Origin of the sequence: Achromobacter sp. PD1 (assembly GCF_048541815.1) — a bacterium.
Taxonomy (GTDB): Bacteria; Pseudomonadota; Gammaproteobacteria; order Burkholderiales; family Burkholderiaceae_B; genus Achromobacter; species Achromobacter bronchisepticus_A.
In genome coordinates, this window is the sequence record NZ_CP183349.1 from 1,091,992 (window position 1) to 1,106,866 (window position 14,875).

Here is a 14,875-nt window from a genome sequence, read left to right on the forward strand (position 1 = left end):
GGCGCGCGTAGTCTGTGGTTGTCCGACAGGAGACGACGATGATTGCGACGTACACCCCCGATGCCCAGGCCCGCCGCCTGGAACTTGCCGCCGGCGCCAGCCGGAAACTGGTCCTGCGCGCCGGCGCCACCCTGGTATGCGTCAGCGGCAGCGTGCGGATCGAGGAACCGGTGAACGGCCCGGAAGCCGCGGGCGGACTGCCTCGCGCGGTTTCGGTGCGCATCAACGCGGGGGAGGGGCATGGCCTGGGCTACGGCGGCGTGGCGCAGGTCACGGCCATCGGCCCGGCCGAGGTGATATGCATGGACATGCCGGGCTATGCACAGCGTTTTTTTCAGGCGGCTGCCGCATTTTTTCAGCTGAATTTGGCCAAAAACCGAAAAAATTCCCTCGGTGCGCTGCACAAGATTTCAAAATGATGTATGATTCACACATCAGACGCGGGGTGGAGCAGTCTGGCAGCTCGTCGGGCTCATAACCCGAAGGTCGTAGGTTCAAATCCTGCCCCCGCAACCAGTTTCAAGCAGAAGAAAGCCGCGATATTCATCGCGGCTTTTTTTTCGCCTCGCGGCTGGATTTTTGGCGCTGCTTGCTCTGCGTCAAACCTTTGTTCCAGTCCGGACTTTCCCTGGTATGCGCGGCCGCACAGGTCCGCAGCCCTGCGCTACCATGGGTCACGCGCGCTACGTTGCCGCACTCGAGGAGGGTCCATGGGAACAGCAAAATACGATCATCCCGGCTATGTCGCCGATACGGGCGCTGACGGCAAGTACCACGTGGGCATCTGGTGCCCCCACGGCTATCCCGCCCATATTCATATCGGCAGGCCCGCCGAACGCGGCGATCCCCAGGCGCTGCTGCGCCTGCGCATACCGGACGGGGTGTTCCAGTCCTTGCCCGACGATCCTGAAACCCTGTGCCGCCGCGCGCTGGGCCAGGCCCTGGGTGCGGGCCTGCTGCCTTCCGTCTCGGTGGACGGGGAATACCAGGAATTGCGCTTCCAGATCGACGCCGAACCCTGGTCCGGCCCGATGCAGTCTGCCGCCCACGCCTGAATCCCGGCGCAAAAAGCCGACTGAATTACCCACAGCAACTGTGGACAAGCCTTGGGATAGCCTCTGCGCATTTCGGGTTTTCCCTGTGATAACAATGACTTGCTAACGCCGGTCAATAAACGCCCCACTGGGGCGTTTATTGCTTCCGTCCTGCCCGACGGTCCGGCTATGCGACAATCTTTTCCCTTCCTGGCGTTCCCGCGCCTGTCTTGCCATTCCCACCCGGTTCGTTCCCCATGCTTAGTGCTACGCGTATCCATTCCTGCGGCCTGAAGGCGCCGTCGCCATGAGTCCGGCTGTCGCGCGCGTCGCCGTCATCGGCGGCGGTCCTGCCGGCCTGATGGCCGCCGAGCGCCTGAGCGCGCAAGGCGTGCAGGTGGATGTGTTCGATGCGATGCCATCGGTCGGCCGCAAGTTCCTGATGGCGGGGCGGGGCGGCTTGAACCTGACCCACAGCGAGCCGGCCGAACCGTTTCTGGCACGCTACGGCGACCGCGCGTCCCATGTCGCGCCCTGGCTGCAGGCGCTGGACGCGGGCGGTTTGCGCGAATGGACCCATGGCCTGGGCATCCAGACCTTCGTGGGCTCGTCCGGCCGGGTGTTTCCCCAGGAGATGAAGGCGGCACCCCTGTTGCGGGCCTGGCTGGCCAGGCTGCGCGCCAGCGGCGTGCGCTTGCATATGCGGCACCGCTGGCTGGGATGGCCAGCGGGTTCCCGGCCTGGCGCGGGCGCGCTGCGCTTCGACTCGCCCGAGGGGGAGCAGCGCTATGCGGCAGACGCCGTGGTGCTGGCGCTGGGCGGAGGCAGCTGGGCCAAATTGGGGTCGGACGGCGCCTGGGTCGACGGCCTGCAATTGCACGGCGTTGCCGTCGCGCCGCTGCGGCCGGCCAATTGCGGATTCGATGTGGCGTGGTCGGACCATTTCCGCGAACGCTATGCGGGACAGCCCGTGAAATCCGTGGCCATGGCCTGCGAAACCGCAGCCGGCGTGACGCCCGCCCGTCAGGGAGAGTTCGTCGTGTCGGAAACCGGCATAGAAGGCAGCCTGGTCTACGCCCTGTCCGCGCCGCTGCGCGACCGGATCGACGCCCAGGGCCATGCCATCGCCATGCTGGACCTGGCTCCGGACTGGTCGCAGGAAAAGGTGATGGCCGCGGTGACGCACCCGCGCGGCTCGCGGTCGATGTCCAGCCATCTGCAGAGCCGGCTGGGGCTGACCGGGGTCAAGGCGGGATTGCTGCGCGAATGCGCCTCGGCGGAAGACTTCCGCGACCCCGAGCGCCTGGGCCTGCGCATCAAGGCCTTGCCGCTGCGTCTGCTGCGGGCGCGGCCCACGGACGAAGCGATCAGCACCGCAGGCGGCGTGTCGTTCGCCGCGCTGGATTCCGGCCTGATGCTGCGCGAAATCCCTGGCGTGTTCTGCGCAGGGGAAATGCTGGATTGGGAGGCGCCGACAGGCGGCTATCTGCTGACGGCCTGCATGGCGAGCGGCGTGGTCGCCGCGGCCGGCGTCATGGCGTTTCTGCGGTCTGGCGGGCAGGCGTTGCCAGGGGCCTGAGGCCGCAAGGGCTCAGGAGCCCGAGGAGTAGGGCGCCAGGCCCAGCGGCGCGCGCGGCGCCAGATCGCCGACGACGTGGCCCACCACGGGCTCGCCGCCTTCCGGTTGCGTGACGATGCCGATGACGCGGGTAATCGCGCTGGCAGGAATGTCCGTGCCGTGCGCGGGATCCTGCACCAGCTGCCAGATGGTGGCTTCTTCGGGGATGGCGTTCTGCTCGGTCAGGTCGGAGCTGTCCAGGCAGCTGCGGGCAAAGGCCGACCAGTCCGAGGCATTGCAAGGCAAGCCGTGAGCGGTGGCCAGGCGGGCCAGGGCCAGCGGCGCGTCCGCCTGGCTGGCTGCATGCTGGGCGGCGGCTCCCAGGGAGACATCCAGCGACAGCAGGCGCAGGAACTCTACGACGTTGTCGGTATTCTTCATTGTGCGGTCTCCTGCGGTGACTGTTCTGGTTATGGCCCTGAGCCTGCTGGCAAGCCGGGCGGCGTTTCAGGCCGGGCCTTGGCCCAGCATCGATACCAATGACTGTTTCAGGCGCGCCGAAAAAATCGGTACCGTATGGGATACCCCATCGCGGTCGACGCCCTCTTTGAGTTCGACCGATTGGCCGAGGAAAATATCCGGTGCGGCGCCAATTTCGTTGTAGCGAGCCAGCAATTCGTTCACGTTCTGCTGCGCGTCGGCCAGCGTGCTGCTTTCAGCCAGCTTGCCGGCGGCATGCGCCTGCAAAATGCGATGGAGGTCGTCGATGAAGAGCGCCAAAGCCGCCTGCCCGCGGCATTGCGGCTGTTCCCAGCCCCAGCTCTGGTGAGCCGAACCGGCGCTTTGCGATGTGTGTTTCTTGGTCATGTCCGCATCCTAATCGATTGGCGCTAATTGCGCGACAGGCGAACGCAAGCCTTTCCAACGGCGTTTGGTCCTGGGTCTGGCGCTCATGGCGGCAGCCGCGGCGTCCGGTCTGGCCGGTGCGCAAATGAGGGTCTTTGGGGTATGCTGACTTCACTTTCCAAGCCCAGACAGGAGATGTCCATGAAGAACAAAGTCTTTCTCGTCATGTTGCTTTCGATCGCCGCGCTCTCGGCCGGTTGCAACACCGTAGCGGGGGCAGGCAAGGACATCCAGCGGGGCGGCGAGAAGATAGAGGGCGCTGCCACCAAGTAGGCCTTCGCTCCCTGCGCCGCAATCCGGCCCGCAAGCCGCGAGACATGCCTTGGCATCCCTCTCGCGGCTTTTTTGTTGACGCCCGGCTTCGGGGGAAGGGCAGCAGGCGGGGGCGTCGCGAGGACTCTTCCCCCTGGCATAATTCGAGGAGTTGAATTCGATCGTGGGAAGTGTCATGCGCAAGTCTTTGTGGTTGGGAATGGCGTTTGCGGCCTTGTTGGCCGGCTGCGCGAGCAAAGGGGTCTACGAATCCGATGCCGTGCTGACGGAGACCTTCACTGTCAATACCAACTACGAAGCGGCTTTCCGCCGGGCCGGCGAGTACGTGCGCACCTGCCACGTGCAAGTGCAGCATGCGTATAACGTCGCCTATGCCTGGCGCCACGTGAAGGGTGAAAAGGGGGCGCCGGACGAGGTGCAGCTCTATAAGGTGACGGAGCCCGCCAAGGTGCTGGAACTGATCGCCGCCGAAACCGCCACGCCGTCGACGTCCAAGGTGACCATCACGGTGCTGGGCGAGGGGCGTTGGGACGCTGCTGAAATCGCCGCTGCCCGCGCCTCGATCCAGAGCGCCACGCCGGTCTGCCGCAAGGGCGGGGAAGGCTGATCCGTGGACGCCCGCGCCCAGCAGATACGCGCCAGCGGCCTGTCATTCTCGCTACTGGCGGGGGCGTTTCGCTTCCTGGGCTGGCTCAATGGCGGCGCGGCGCTGATCCTGACGGGCTTTTCGCTGGGTGTAGTGGGCGGCGACATCGCCGCGCCGGATCTGCAGCTGCCGCTGGCGCTGTTGCTGGGCGGCCTGCTGGCCGCCTGCCTGGGAATCCTGTTTGCTTACCTGGCGCAGGTCAGCCTGTTGCGCCAGGGCTACACGGGACATCTGACGCGCGCCCACTGGCCCGCGCAGCTTCTGGCCATGGTTTGCTATCTGATCAGCGCGCTCGCCTTCTGCGCCGCCTGCTGGCTGGCGGCGGGACAAGCGATCACGGATGCGCCCCAGACGACTACCGCCTACGTGAGACGTTAGTTGCGGGTAAACCCGTGTGCGCAAAAGTGTTGGACTTGAATTTGTGTTGAGAATAATATGCGCAGTGCGTATATAAATCTCCTGTTCGGGGCCCGTCATGACCATTTCCCAGCAAGCCTTCCTGCGCGACGCTATGCGACGCCTGAATCTCACCCGCGACGTGTTCGCAACCCGCATCGGCGTCAAACGCCGCGCGTTGGATACCTGGCTGTTGCCCGAGGGCTCGCAGGAATTCCGCGCCATGCCGGAAGTGGTGCAGCGCTTCGTCAGCGAAATCGTCCAGAACGGTGTCTTGCTGGAAAAATATACGCAAAGCGTACAAGAAGGCCCGCTGCGTGACCGCATCGCGGTGGAAGGCAAGCACCAGCTGCTGTCGGTGGACCAGTTCACCCGCGAATCGGTCGAGGACCTGTTCCGCGTGGCCGACATGATGCAGCCCATCGCCCGCCGCCAGAAGGTGTCCCGCGTGCTGGAAGGCGCGGTGCTGGGCAACCTGTTCTTCGAGGCCAGCACCCGTACCCGCGTGAGCTTCGGTTCCGCGTTCTGCCGCCTGGGCGGCTCGGTCTGCGACACCACCGGCTTCACGTTCTCGTCCATGGCCAAGGGCGAGTCGATCTACGACACCAGCCGCGTCATGAGCGGCTACGTCGACGCCATGGTCATCCGCCATCCGGACCAGGGTTCGGTTGCCGAATTCGCGCGCGCCACCAACATTCCCGTGGTCAACGGCGGCGACGGCCCCGGCGAGCATCCCAGCCAGGCCCTGCTGGACCTGTACACGATCCTGACCGAGTTCTCGCGCCTGGGCAAACTGCTGGACGGCGCCCACATCGCCATGGTCGGCGACCTGAAGTACGGCCGCACCGTGCACTCGCTCATCAAGTTGATGGCGCTGTACAAGAATGTGAAGTTTTCGCTGGTGTCGCCCAAGGGCCTGGAAATGCCGGCCTACATCATCGAGCAGGCCAGCCGCAACGGCAACATCATCGAGCAGAAGAGCACGCTGGCCGAAGGCCTGGCCGGCGCCGACGTGATCTACGCGACGCGCGTGCAGAAAGAGCGCTTCGCCAACGAGGAGAACGAAGGCTACACGCCGGACTTCCAGATCAGCCGCGCCATCATCGACGCCTACTGCGGCCCCGATACCATCGTGATGCACCCGCTGCCGCGCGACAGCCGTCCCGGCGCCAATGACCTGAGCGTGGACCTGAACCACGATCCGCGCCTGGCCATCTTCCGCCAGACCGACAACGGCATCCCCATCCGCATGGCGATCTTCGCGGTGCTGCTGGGCGTGGAAGGCTTGGTGCAGCATTCCTTGCGCGACGTGACCTGGCAGCATCCCTCCCACGTCGGTCCGGACGATTCCGCCTTTCACGGACTCGAATAAGCGCGCGGCTCCGGGCCGAATTCCCCTCTGAACCAGGCCCCTGCGCGGCCTGGTCGCGGGGTTTTCAAGCATAATCCGCGCTGGCTTTTTTTCTGTCGCGTGTCGTTTCCGGACACGCCGTGGGGCCTGCGGACGGATTATCTATGTCTACAAGCAGTATTGGCGTTCCGCCAACTTCCGATCGTCACGCCGGCTCATCCGGCCAGGCGTGCTACCTGAGCGCGTCCGACGAGCAGGCCTGGATAGCGGTCTACCAGTCGGTTGACGCCTATACGCGCGGGCAGGTCGCCGCGGTGGTGGGCGACAGCCTGTCCGCCCTGGTCGACGCCTTCTATTCCACGTTGCTGGCCGATGCCGAGGCCGGCCCCCGCCTGTCCCACGACATCGTGTCCAGCCGCCTGCATGCCGGCATGACCCGCTGGCTCAAGGGGTTGCTGTGCGTGCGCGACCAGGGCGATATCGCCGCCCTGATGGCCACGCAGAAAAAAGTGGGCGAGGTGCACGCCCGCGTCCACATCCCGATCCATCTGGTGATGGCTGGCGCCCGCATCCTCAAGAACGAGATCGCGTTGCGCCTGCGCGCCAGCGACCTGGACGGCATGGCCGCGTCGGTCGCCACCCAGTACGTGTGCAACTTGTTCGACCTGGCGGTCGAGCAGATGAGCCGCGCCTTCATGCGCGACATCAGCCGCGGCGCCCGCAACGACGAGGCCTACCGTCTCTTCGCCCTGGGGCAGAACATTTCCACGGAACGCGAACGCCAGCGCGCCGCCTTGCTGGAGTGGAGCCAGTCGGTGCTGATCGGCTTGCATTACCGCGCGCCGGGGCAAAGCCTGCCGCGGCTGGCGGCCTCGGAATTCGGATTGTGGCTGCAGCACAAGGGCGGGGCGATGTTCGAAAGCGCCCCGGGCCTGCAGCAGATCACGGACGCCGTCGCGCAGCTGGACGGGGTAGTGCTGCCGCAATTGATGCGCGGCGAAGAACAGGGTCTCGCCGCTTCGATGCCGGACCACGTGCGCGAGTTGCAGGAGCTGGTGGCGCGCATCAAGCACCTGCTCAACGGCCTGTTCGACATGGTGGCCGAGATCGAGAGCGGCAGCGATCCGCTGACCAATGTGCTGAATCGGCGCTTCCTGCCCTCGGTGGTCGGGCGCGAAATCTCGATCGCGCGGCGCCAGCGCAGCTCGTTCTCCGTTCTGCTGCTGGACATCGATCATTTCAAGGCCATCAACGACCAGCACGGCCATTCCGGCGGCGACCAGGTGTTGCGCCAGTTTGCGGAAGTGCTGCATCAATCGTGCCGCTCCAGCGATTTCGTGTTCCGCTACGGCGGCGAGGAATTCCTCGTGGTGCTGGTGGATGCGCAACAGGAGGCCGCGCTGGCGACGGCCGAGAAGCTCGGCGCGGAGATCCGCCGCCATGTCTTCACCATTCCCGAGGCAGCGCCGCTGCACATCACGGCCAGCATCGGCGTGGCGACCTTCGACGGCCATCCGGACTATGCCTATCTGATCGACCGCGCGGACCAGGCGCTGTACCAGGCCAAGCAGGCCGGCCGCGACCGGGCCGTGGCGGCCTGAGGCCCAGCTCGCGCGCATGAAAAAGGCCGCCCGGTCAAGGGCGGCCCGCGGTTTGCCTGGCGCCAGGGCGCCTGAGGCTTACACCTTCTTTTCGCCGCCCAGCGCGTCGACCAGCTCGGCCATCATCTTGGCCAGTTCGCCCGTCATCAGCATCATGTCGGAATCGAACTTCTCGTCGTCGTTGGCGGCCACGCCTTCGTTGCCTTCCTTCAGCACGTCCAGGGGCGCGACGCGCTTGACGTCCAGGCCTTCGGTGAGCACGAACGAAATGCGGTCGGCCCAGGTCATGGCCAGGCGGGTGCACTGCTTGCCCGACTGGATATGGCGGCGCACGTCATCGGCGTCGATCGAGTGCTTGACGTAGCGGATCGCCGCGCCGCTTTCGCCCGACGAACGCAGCTCGGTGTCCTGGTCGATCGAGAAGTTGGCCGGAGCCTCGTCCTCGGCCAGCCAGCCGGTCATGGCCGAGGCCGGCGACTGCGCCACGTACAGGTTTTCGAGCGGGAAGGGATCCACGCACTTGGCCAGGAGGCCGATGACTTCGTCGGCCTTGGCCGAAGCGGCCGCATCGATCACCAGCCAATGGTTCTGCGGATCGATCCAGACGCGGGTGTCGCGGTACACGCTGAAGGCGCGCGGCAGCAGCTCGTCGGTGACGCGCTCCTTGATTTCCTTCATCTGCTTGCGGCCCGGCTTGTAGCCTTGCTGCTCTTCGATTTCCTGGGCGCGGGCCTTGGCGACCTGGTTCACCACGGTGCCCGGCAGCAGCTTCTTTTCGGCGCGCAGGCTCAGCAGGATCTGGCCGTTGACCACATGCGCCAGGCCGCCGTTCTCGCGCGGAGGAACCCAGCCCAGGCTTTGCATTTCGAGGTTGTTGCCGCTTTGGTAGGCATGCCGCGCGAGCGTTTCTTCAAGCTGGTCGCCGACCAGCGTCCACGGCGAGGAGAGGCGATAAATCTTGAGATTCTTGAACCACATGAGCGTCGGCCAAAAGGGTTGATTCTATACGACGCGGCCGCTTTGCCGAAGTGCGGCAATACCGCAGCGTGATGCGACACCTTCTGTCACTGACAGCGGCGAGCCGATGCGCTACTGTCCGCGCAGCAAGTCGAACTGGAGATAAAAAATGAAGATCATCGGCGCCATTCTGATCGTCCTGGGCATCGCCGCCCTGGCCTACAAGGGCTTCAACTACAAGTCCGAGGAGACCGTGCTGCAGATCGGTTCGGTGAAGGCCACCGCCGAGACCGAGAAGTCGGTGGCGATTCCGGCCTGGGCCGGCATTGCGGCCATCGTGGCCGGCGTGGTGGCAATCGGCGTGGGCATGCGCCGCTGATTGCGGGCGGCCGCGACCGCTGTCGGCAGGATCCGATCATGGCGACCGAGAGGTCGCCATTTTCACGTGCGCGGCATAAAAAAAAGCGGCCCGGCTCATTGAGGGCCGGGCCGGTACGGGAGCACGCAATACCGCGTCATAAAAGGCTCGCGGGGAACGCGGTATCGGTGTCAGAACACTGGCCCTGCAATCGTCCGACAGGGGGATCAATCGTCGGTCGATCTGGCGCAAGGCCGTAATCTGAGCAGCCAGTCTAATGGGGCGGGTCTGACATGGTCCTGAAAGTGCGGGCCTCTTTTTAGCCAGCTCGCTCCCTGGGGGGCCGATCCTGCCTGATTGCGCGCAAAAAAAAAAAGCTCCATAAGGAGCTTTTGAAAGGCCGGGCGGGCGCAGCAGTTCCGTCCGGCGGGGGATGGCCTTTTAAGCGTTGATGTCGTTGTCCTTGGATTCGCGCACGAACAGCGTGCCGATGACCAGGGTCATGACTGCAATGATGATCGGGTACCACAGGCCGTCGTAGATGTTGCCGGTGGCCGCGACCACGGCGAAGGCGACCGGGGGCAGGAAGCCGCCGAACCAGCCGTTGCCGATGTGATACGGCAAGCTCATCGACGTGTAGCGGATGCGCGTCGGGAACATTTCCACCAGCATGGCTGCGATCGGGCCGTACACCATGGTCACGTAGATCACCAGGATGGTCAGCAGCACCACGACCATGACGTTGTTGCTCTGGGCCGGATCAGCCTTGGCGGGGTAGCCGTGGCTGCGGATCGCGGTGGTCAGGGCCTTGTCCAGTTCGGCGGCCTTGGCCTTGAAGTCGGCGGGGGCCATGGTCTTGCCGTCGAACGAGGCGAACTCGTCGTTGCCGATCTTGACCTTGGCGACCGAGCCGGCCGGCGCCGCTTCGTTCTTGTAGTTCACCGAGTTGCGGGCCATGAACGACTTGACCACGTCGCAAGAACTGGTGAAGGACGAAGTGCCTACCGGGTTGAACTGGAACGAGCAGGTGGCGGGGTCCGCGATCACGGTGACCGGGGCCGTGGCCTGGGCCTTTTCCAGCGCCGGGTTGGCGAAGTGCGTGATGCCCTGGAAGATCGGGAAGTACGTCGCCGCGGCGATCAGGCAGCCGGCCATGATGATGGGCTTGCGGCCGATCTTGTCCGAAAGCGCGCCGAAGATCACGAAGAAAGGCGTGCCGATCAGGAGCGCGATCGCGATCATGATGTTGGCGGTGTTGGCGTCGACCTTCAGCGTCTGCGTCAGGAAGAACAGGGCGTAGAACTGGCCCGTGTACCAGACCACGGCCTGGCCGGCGGTCAGGCCCAGCAGCGCCAGGATCACGACCTTCAGGTTCTTCCACTGGCCGAACGATTCGGCGATCGGCGCCTTGGAACCCTTGCCTTCTTCCTTCATGCGCTGGAAGGTCGGCGATTCGCTCAGTTGCAGGCGGATCCACACCGAGATGCCCAGCAGGACGACCGAGATCAGGAACGGAATGCGCCAGCCCCAGGCTTTGAAGTCGTCTTCGCCCATGAACGTGCGGATGCCGAGGATGACCAGCAGCGACAGGAACAGGCCCAGGGTCGCGGTGGTCTGGATCCAGGACGTGTAGAAGCCGCGGCGGCCATGCGGCGCGTGCTCGGCCACATAGGTCGCGGCGCCGCCGTACTCGCCGCCCAGCGCCAGGCCTTGCAGCAGGCGCAGGACGATCAGGATGGCGGGAGCGGCCAGGCCGATGCTGGCGTAGCTGGGCAGCACGCCGACCAGGAACGTGGACAGGCCCATGATCACGATCGTGACCAGGAAGGTGTATTTACGTCCGACCAGGTCGCCCAGGCGGCCGAAAACCAGGGCGCCGAACGGGCGCACGGCGAAACCGGCCGCAAACGCCAGCAGGGCGAAAATGAAGCCCGCGGTGGGGTTCACACCCGAGAAGAAGTGTTGCGCGATGATGGCGGCTAGCGAGCCGTACAGATAGAAGTCGTACCACTCGAAAACCGTGCCCAGCGACGACGCAAAGATGACGCGGCGTTCATCCTTGGTCATCGGGCGCGGATCCGCGGATGGACCGCGGCCTGCCATGGTTGTTGTGCTCATGATGTCTCCTCGGTTTTATGGCCGGCGGTGGTCCGCCGTGCTGCGCCCGCCGCCGGCGAGCCGACATTGAGCTATATGCAACATTGGGGGGTGAGGCTGACGAGGTTCTGACGGGATACTTACTTGAGTCTTAAAATTGAAACTGAAAGTAACGTCTCCCTGGGAGGCTAGGGATAGTCCTAGGAGACGTCGGAGAGGTCTGACAACTCAGCGTAGAGCGGAAAGATCACGCGGATCCGCATGCCGGGCAGGTTCGAATACGTCGTGGGGTGATCGCTGATTTCGACGCTGGCCTGGTGCTTCTGGGCGATCTCGCGCACGATGGCCAGCCCCAGGCCGCTGCCGTCGGACTGGGTGCCCAGCACGCGGTAGAAGCGGTCGAACACGCGTTCGCGTTCCTCGGGCGGAATGCCTGGCCCGGAATCCTCCACCTCCAGCACCGCGTGTCCGTCCTGGACCTGCGCACGGACCGTGATGTGGCCGCCGCGCGGCGTGTAGCGCAGCGCGTTGTCCACCAGGTTGTTGAGCAGTTCGGCCAGCAGCAGGGGGTTGCCGTTGATCTCCACCGGCTGGTCCGAGCCTTCGAAGCCCAGGTCGGTACTCAGCGAGAGCGCCTGCGGCACCCAGTGCATGGCCTGTTCGTAGGCGATGGCGTTGATGTCCGTGCGCGTCATGCCGATGGCGCTGGGGTTCTCGGCCCGGGCCAGCAGCAGCAGCTGGTTCACCAGGCGCGTGGCGCGTTCGGAGCCGGTCACGAGCTGGCGCAGGCTGGACTGCATTTCCTCGGGGCTGGCGTCGCGCAGGGCCAGTTCGGCCTGCGTGCGCAGGCCGGCCAGCGGGGTCTTCAATTGGTGCGCGGCGTCCGCGACGAAGCGGCGCTGCGCCTGCACGTTGGACGAAAGCCGATCCAGCAGGTCGTTCATTGCGGCCACCAGGGGCGCGATCTCGGTGGGGGCGGCGCGCTCGTCGATGGGCGACAGGTCGTCGGGCCGGCGGGCCCGCAGGCGCTGTTGCAGCGCATTCAAAGGCGCCACTCCGCGCGACAGCCCGAACCACACCAGCAGCACGGCGACAGGCAGCACCACGAACTGCGGAATGATCACGCCCTTGATGATGTCGTTGGCCAGTTGCGTGCGCTTTTCGACGGTTTCGGCGGCGATCAGCAGCGCCGGCTGGGTATCGGGCAGATGCAGGTCCACCCAGGTGAATGCCAGCCGGACCCCGAAGCCGCGCAAGGTCGCGTCTTCGTACTGGACTTCGCCGGGGCGGGGCTGGCCCACGGTGGAAGGCAGGGGCAGGGCGCGGTCGCCGCCCAGGTATTCGCCGCGGCTGCCCAGCGCCAGCCAGAACACGCTATCGGTCTCGTCGGCGTGCAGCACCTCGCGCGCGGTGTTGGTCATCTTCAGCACGGCCCGGCCGTCCTGCGCGTGCACCTGCAAGGTCAGTACATGGAGGTTGTTGGCCAGCGCGCGGTCGTAGGGCACGTTGGCGATGTTCTGGGCCACCACATAGGTGATGGCCACGCTCATCGGCCACAGGAGGAACAGCGGCGCCAGCATCCAGTCGAGGATTTCGCCCAGCAGGGAGCGCTGCGGCGGCGCGAAGCTCGGGCCCTTGGCCCCCGCCCGCATGACATCCAGTGCTTCCTGGTTCAGCGCTTCCGGCGGCGCCGCTTCAGCTTGCGAGGTACGCCGCACCCTGGTCCCGCTCAAGACAGTAGCCCAGGCCGCGCACGGTCACGATCTTCACGCCGCTGGGTTCCAGCTTCTTGCGCAGGCGATGGACGTAGACCTCGATGGCGTTGGTGCTGACCTCTTCGCCCCATTCGCACAGGTGGTCGACCAGCTGCGTCTTGCTGACCATGCGGCCGCTGCGGGTCAGGAGGATCTCGAGCAGGCTGACTTCGCGCGCCGACAGGTCCAGGGTCTGGTCGTCGACCATGGCGACGCGGCCGGTCTGGTCGAACAGCAGGCGGCCGTGCTTGATCATGGTGGCGCCGCCGCCCGCGCCGCGCCGGGTCAGGGCCCGTACGCGGGCCTCGAGCTCGGACAGCGCGAAAGGCTTGGCCATGTAGTCGTCGGCGCCCAGGTCCAGGCCTTTGACGCGCTGTTCGATGCTGTCGGCCGCCGTCAGGATGAGTACCGGCAGGGCGGAATTGCGGGCGCGCAGGCGGCGCAGCACTTCCAGCCCGGCCAGTTGCGGCAGGCCGAGGTCGAGGATGAGCAGGTCGAATGCCTGGGCCGCCAGCGCCGAATCGGCCGCCAGTCCGTCGCGCACCGCATCCACGGCATAGCCGTTGTGGCGCAACGAGCGGGACAGGCCGTCGGCCAGGATGCTGTCGTCTTCGGCGATCAGGATACGCATGGGCTACAGTGAGAAAAGGCCCCGCGGCGCAAAGGGGACAAAACGCCGGGTTCGTCTGGCATTCTGGCATAGGGCGCCAAGCTTGCCACTCAGGGTATACGTGCAAAACACTGGCACACTGGTTTTATGTACAGTATAATCCGATGCCATAATCTGACCCGTTGCTCAAAGCACCCGCCTAACCCTGCGGCACTTCCCTAGACACCAGATACGTTACAGACAGGACTCTACATGGACGACAAAACCACCAAGGCCGCCGCATCGGAAAAGGCCAAGGCGCTTGCCGCCGCGCTTTCGCAGATCGAAAAGCAGTTCGGCAAGGGCTCGATCATGCGCTACGGCGACAACGATGTTTCGCATGACATCCAGGTGGTTTCCACGGGCTCGCTCGGTCTGGACATCGCGCTGGGCGTCGGCGGCCTGCCGCGAGGCCGCGTGGTTGAAATCTACGGTCCGGAATCCTCGGGCAAGACCACGCTGACGCTGCAAGTGGTCGCTGAAATGCAAAAGCTGGGCGGCACCTGCGCCTTCGTCGACGCCGAACACGCGCTCGACGTGCAATACGCCTCCAAGCTGGGCGTGAACCTGGCCGACCTGCTGATCTCGCAGCCGGACACGGGCGAGCAGGCCCTGGAAATCACCGATGCGCTGGTGCGCTCCGGTTCGGTCGACCTGATCGTCATCGACTCGGTGGCCGCGCTGGTGCCCAAGGCCGAAATCGAAGGCGAAATGGGTGATTCCCTGCCCGGCCTGCAAGCCCGCCTGATGAGCCAGGCGCTGCGCAAGCTCACCGCCACCATCAAGAAGACCAATTGCATGGTCATCTTCATCAACCAGATCCGCATGAAGATCGGCGTGATGTTCGGCAACCCCGAAACCACCACCGGCGGCAACGCGCTCAAGTTCTACGCCTCCGTGCGCCTGGACATCCGCCGCATCGGTTCCATCAAGAAGGGCGACGAAGTCGTCGGCAACGAAACCCGCGTCAAGGTCGTGAAGAACAAGGTCGCGCCGCCGTTCAAGCAGGCCGAATTCGACATCATGTACGGCGCCGGCATCTCGCGCGAAGGCGAAATCATCGACCTGGGCGTGGCCGCCAATGTGGTGGACAAGTCCGGCGCCTGGTACAGCTACAACGGCAATCGCATCGGCCAGGGCAAGGACAATGTCCGCGAGTACCTGAAAGAACACAAGGAACTGGCCATCGAAATCGAGAACCGCGTTCGCGAGAACCAAGGCATCGTCAGCCGCGCGGCAGAATTCGTGCCGACCGCGGAAGATGCCTCCGAAGAGTAATCGGATCGGTGGCGGGC

General features: G+C 65.1%; 16 protein-coding genes and 1 tRNA gene. 11 read left to right on the forward strand and 6 right to left on the reverse strand.

Going from position 1 to position 14,875, the window contains the following annotated elements:
- Positions 1 to 38: 38 nt before the first annotated feature.
- From ACM1PE_RS05030 to ACM1PE_RS05045, 4 genes are all read left to right on the forward strand, one after another.
- Entirely contained in the window at positions 39 to 419 is a 381-nt protein-coding gene (locus tag ACM1PE_RS05030; protein WP_059379239.1) for a hypothetical protein, read from the forward strand.
- 20 nt (positions 420 to 439) lie between these two features.
- Positions 440 to 516 (forward strand) — tRNA-Met (locus tag ACM1PE_RS05035).
- Between the two features lie 194 nt (positions 517 to 710).
- The gene (locus ACM1PE_RS05040) at positions 711 to 1,055 is read left to right on the forward strand and encodes a hypothetical protein (protein ID WP_118933347.1); all 345 of its coding nucleotides are present in this window, start codon (positions 711 to 713) and stop codon (positions 1,053 to 1,055) included.
- A gap of 286 nt (positions 1,056 to 1,341) precedes the next feature.
- Positions 1,342 to 2,613, forward strand: a complete 1,272-nt coding sequence (locus tag ACM1PE_RS05045) for a TIGR03862 family flavoprotein (RefSeq protein ID WP_419342629.1) — start codon at positions 1,342 to 1,344, stop codon at positions 2,611 to 2,613.
- Positions 2,614 to 2,625: 12 nt separating this feature from the next.
- Here the strand turns inward: ACM1PE_RS05045 and ACM1PE_RS05050 are convergent, their stop codons facing one another.
- Positions 2,626 to 3,033 (reverse strand): hypothetical protein, encoded by a 408-nt coding sequence (locus tag ACM1PE_RS05050; RefSeq protein ID WP_118933345.1) that lies wholly within the window; start codon positions 3,031 to 3,033, stop codon positions 2,626 to 2,628.
- A gap of 66 nt (positions 3,034 to 3,099) precedes the next feature.
- A complete protein-coding gene (locus ACM1PE_RS05055) occupies positions 3,100 to 3,459 on the reverse strand; it encodes a hypothetical protein (RefSeq protein ID WP_059379234.1) in 360 nt (119 codons plus the stop codon).
- A 180-nt stretch (positions 3,460 to 3,639) separates the two neighbouring features.
- Between ACM1PE_RS05055 and ACM1PE_RS05060 the strand changes: the two genes are divergently transcribed.
- From ACM1PE_RS05060 to ACM1PE_RS05080, 5 genes are all read left to right on the forward strand, one after another.
- The gene (locus ACM1PE_RS05060) at positions 3,640 to 3,771 is read left to right on the forward strand and encodes an entericidin A/B family lipoprotein (RefSeq protein WP_042792633.1); all 132 of its coding nucleotides are present in this window, start codon (positions 3,640 to 3,642) and stop codon (positions 3,769 to 3,771) included.
- A gap of 175 nt (positions 3,772 to 3,946) precedes the next feature.
- On the forward strand, positions 3,947 to 4,378 hold the full coding sequence (locus ACM1PE_RS05065) for a BPTD_2524 family lipoprotein (protein WP_059379232.1): 432 nt from the start codon (positions 3,947 to 3,949) through the stop codon (positions 4,376 to 4,378).
- 3 nt (positions 4,379 to 4,381) lie between these two features.
- Positions 4,382 to 4,795, forward strand: coding sequence for a hypothetical protein (locus ACM1PE_RS05070; RefSeq protein WP_059379231.1), 414 nt, complete (start codon positions 4,382 to 4,384; stop codon positions 4,793 to 4,795).
- A gap of 97 nt (positions 4,796 to 4,892) precedes the next feature.
- Entirely contained in the window at positions 4,893 to 6,185 is a 1,293-nt protein-coding gene (locus ACM1PE_RS05075; protein ID WP_054451047.1) for an aspartate carbamoyltransferase, read from the forward strand.
- Between the two features lie 143 nt (positions 6,186 to 6,328).
- Positions 6,329 to 7,765, forward strand: a complete 1,437-nt coding sequence (locus ACM1PE_RS05080) for a diguanylate cyclase (RefSeq protein WP_059379228.1) — start codon at positions 6,329 to 6,331, stop codon at positions 7,763 to 7,765.
- A 78-nt stretch (positions 7,766 to 7,843) separates the two neighbouring features.
- Here the strand turns inward: ACM1PE_RS05080 and ACM1PE_RS05085 are convergent, their stop codons facing one another.
- Positions 7,844 to 8,743, reverse strand: a complete 900-nt coding sequence (locus tag ACM1PE_RS05085; protein ID WP_054451049.1) for a recombination-associated protein RdgC — start codon at positions 8,741 to 8,743, stop codon at positions 7,844 to 7,846.
- Between the two features lie 148 nt (positions 8,744 to 8,891).
- Here ACM1PE_RS05085 and ACM1PE_RS05090 point away from each other — a divergent pair, with 148 nt between their 5' ends.
- Positions 8,892 to 9,101 carry a hypothetical protein gene (locus tag ACM1PE_RS05090; RefSeq protein ID WP_059379226.1) on the forward strand — a complete coding sequence of 70 codons (210 nt, stop codon included), beginning with the start codon at positions 8,892 to 8,894 and terminating at the stop codon, positions 9,099 to 9,101.
- A gap of 420 nt (positions 9,102 to 9,521) precedes the next feature.
- Here ACM1PE_RS05090 and ACM1PE_RS05095 read toward each other — a convergent pair whose 3' ends face one another.
- The 3 genes from ACM1PE_RS05095 to ACM1PE_RS05105 all read right to left on the reverse strand — a co-directional run bounded on the left by ACM1PE_RS05095 (position 9,522) and on the right by ACM1PE_RS05105 (position 13,562).
- Positions 9,522 to 11,183: an MFS transporter gene (locus tag ACM1PE_RS05095; protein ID WP_059379225.1), complete on the reverse strand. Its 1,662-nt coding sequence runs from the start codon at positions 11,181 to 11,183 to the stop codon at positions 9,522 to 9,524.
- Between the two features lie 194 nt (positions 11,184 to 11,377).
- On the reverse strand, positions 11,378 to 12,757 hold the full coding sequence (locus tag ACM1PE_RS05100) for a sensor histidine kinase (RefSeq protein WP_118933365.1): 1,380 nt from the start codon (positions 12,755 to 12,757) through the stop codon (positions 11,378 to 11,380).
- Positions 12,758 to 12,872: 115 nt separating this feature from the next.
- Positions 12,873 to 13,562, reverse strand: coding sequence for a response regulator transcription factor (locus ACM1PE_RS05105; RefSeq protein WP_013392535.1), 690 nt, complete (start codon positions 13,560 to 13,562; stop codon positions 12,873 to 12,875).
- Positions 13,563 to 13,793: 231 nt separating this feature from the next.
- Between ACM1PE_RS05105 and recA the strand changes: the two genes are divergently transcribed.
- The gene (gene recA, locus ACM1PE_RS05110; RefSeq protein ID WP_419342630.1) at positions 13,794 to 14,858 is read left to right on the forward strand and encodes a recombinase RecA; all 1,065 of its coding nucleotides are present in this window, start codon (positions 13,794 to 13,796) and stop codon (positions 14,856 to 14,858) included.
- The last annotated feature ends 17 nt before the right edge of the window (positions 14,859 to 14,875 follow it).

Excerpts from the sequence above, each read along its gene's own strand:
- ACM1PE_RS05105 (WP_013392535.1), bottom strand. The coding sequence starts at position 13,562 with ATGCGTATCCTGATCGCCGAAGACGACAGCATCCTGGCCGACGGCCTG.
- ACM1PE_RS05095 (WP_059379225.1), bottom strand. The coding sequence starts at position 11,183 with ATGGCAGGCCGCGGTCCATCCGCGGATCCGCGCCCGATGACCAAGGAT.
- ACM1PE_RS05060 (WP_042792633.1), top strand. The coding sequence starts at position 3,640 with ATGAAGAACAAAGTCTTTCTCGTCATGTTGCTTTCGATCGCCGCGCTC.
- ACM1PE_RS05075 (WP_054451047.1), top strand. The coding sequence starts at position 4,893 with ATGACCATTTCCCAGCAAGCCTTCCTGCGCGACGCTATGCGACGCCTG.
- ACM1PE_RS05085 (WP_054451049.1), bottom strand. The coding sequence starts at position 8,743 with ATGTGGTTCAAGAATCTCAAGATTTATCGCCTCTCCTCGCCGTGGACG.
- ACM1PE_RS05065 (WP_059379232.1), top strand. The coding sequence starts at position 3,947 with ATGCGCAAGTCTTTGTGGTTGGGAATGGCGTTTGCGGCCTTGTTGGCC.
- ACM1PE_RS05045 (WP_419342629.1), top strand. The coding sequence starts at position 1,342 with ATGAGTCCGGCTGTCGCGCGCGTCGCCGTCATCGGCGGCGGTCCTGCC.
- ACM1PE_RS05080 (WP_059379228.1), top strand. The coding sequence starts at position 6,329 with ATGTCTACAAGCAGTATTGGCGTTCCGCCAACTTCCGATCGTCACGCC.
- ACM1PE_RS05030 (WP_059379239.1), top strand. The coding sequence starts at position 39 with ATGATTGCGACGTACACCCCCGATGCCCAGGCCCGCCGCCTGGAACTT.
- recA (WP_419342630.1), top strand. The coding sequence starts at position 13,794 with ATGGACGACAAAACCACCAAGGCCGCCGCATCGGAAAAGGCCAAGGCG.
- ACM1PE_RS05050 (WP_118933345.1), bottom strand. The coding sequence starts at position 3,033 with ATGAAGAATACCGACAACGTCGTAGAGTTCCTGCGCCTGCTGTCGCTG.
- ACM1PE_RS05100 (WP_118933365.1), bottom strand. The coding sequence starts at position 12,757 with ATGCTGGCGCCGCTGTTCCTCCTGTGGCCGATGAGCGTGGCCATCACC.
- ACM1PE_RS05040 (WP_118933347.1), top strand. The coding sequence starts at position 711 with ATGGGAACAGCAAAATACGATCATCCCGGCTATGTCGCCGATACGGGC.
- ACM1PE_RS05090 (WP_059379226.1), top strand. The coding sequence starts at position 8,892 with ATGAAGATCATCGGCGCCATTCTGATCGTCCTGGGCATCGCCGCCCTG.
- ACM1PE_RS05055 (WP_059379234.1), bottom strand. The coding sequence starts at position 3,459 with ATGACCAAGAAACACACATCGCAAAGCGCCGGTTCGGCTCACCAGAGC.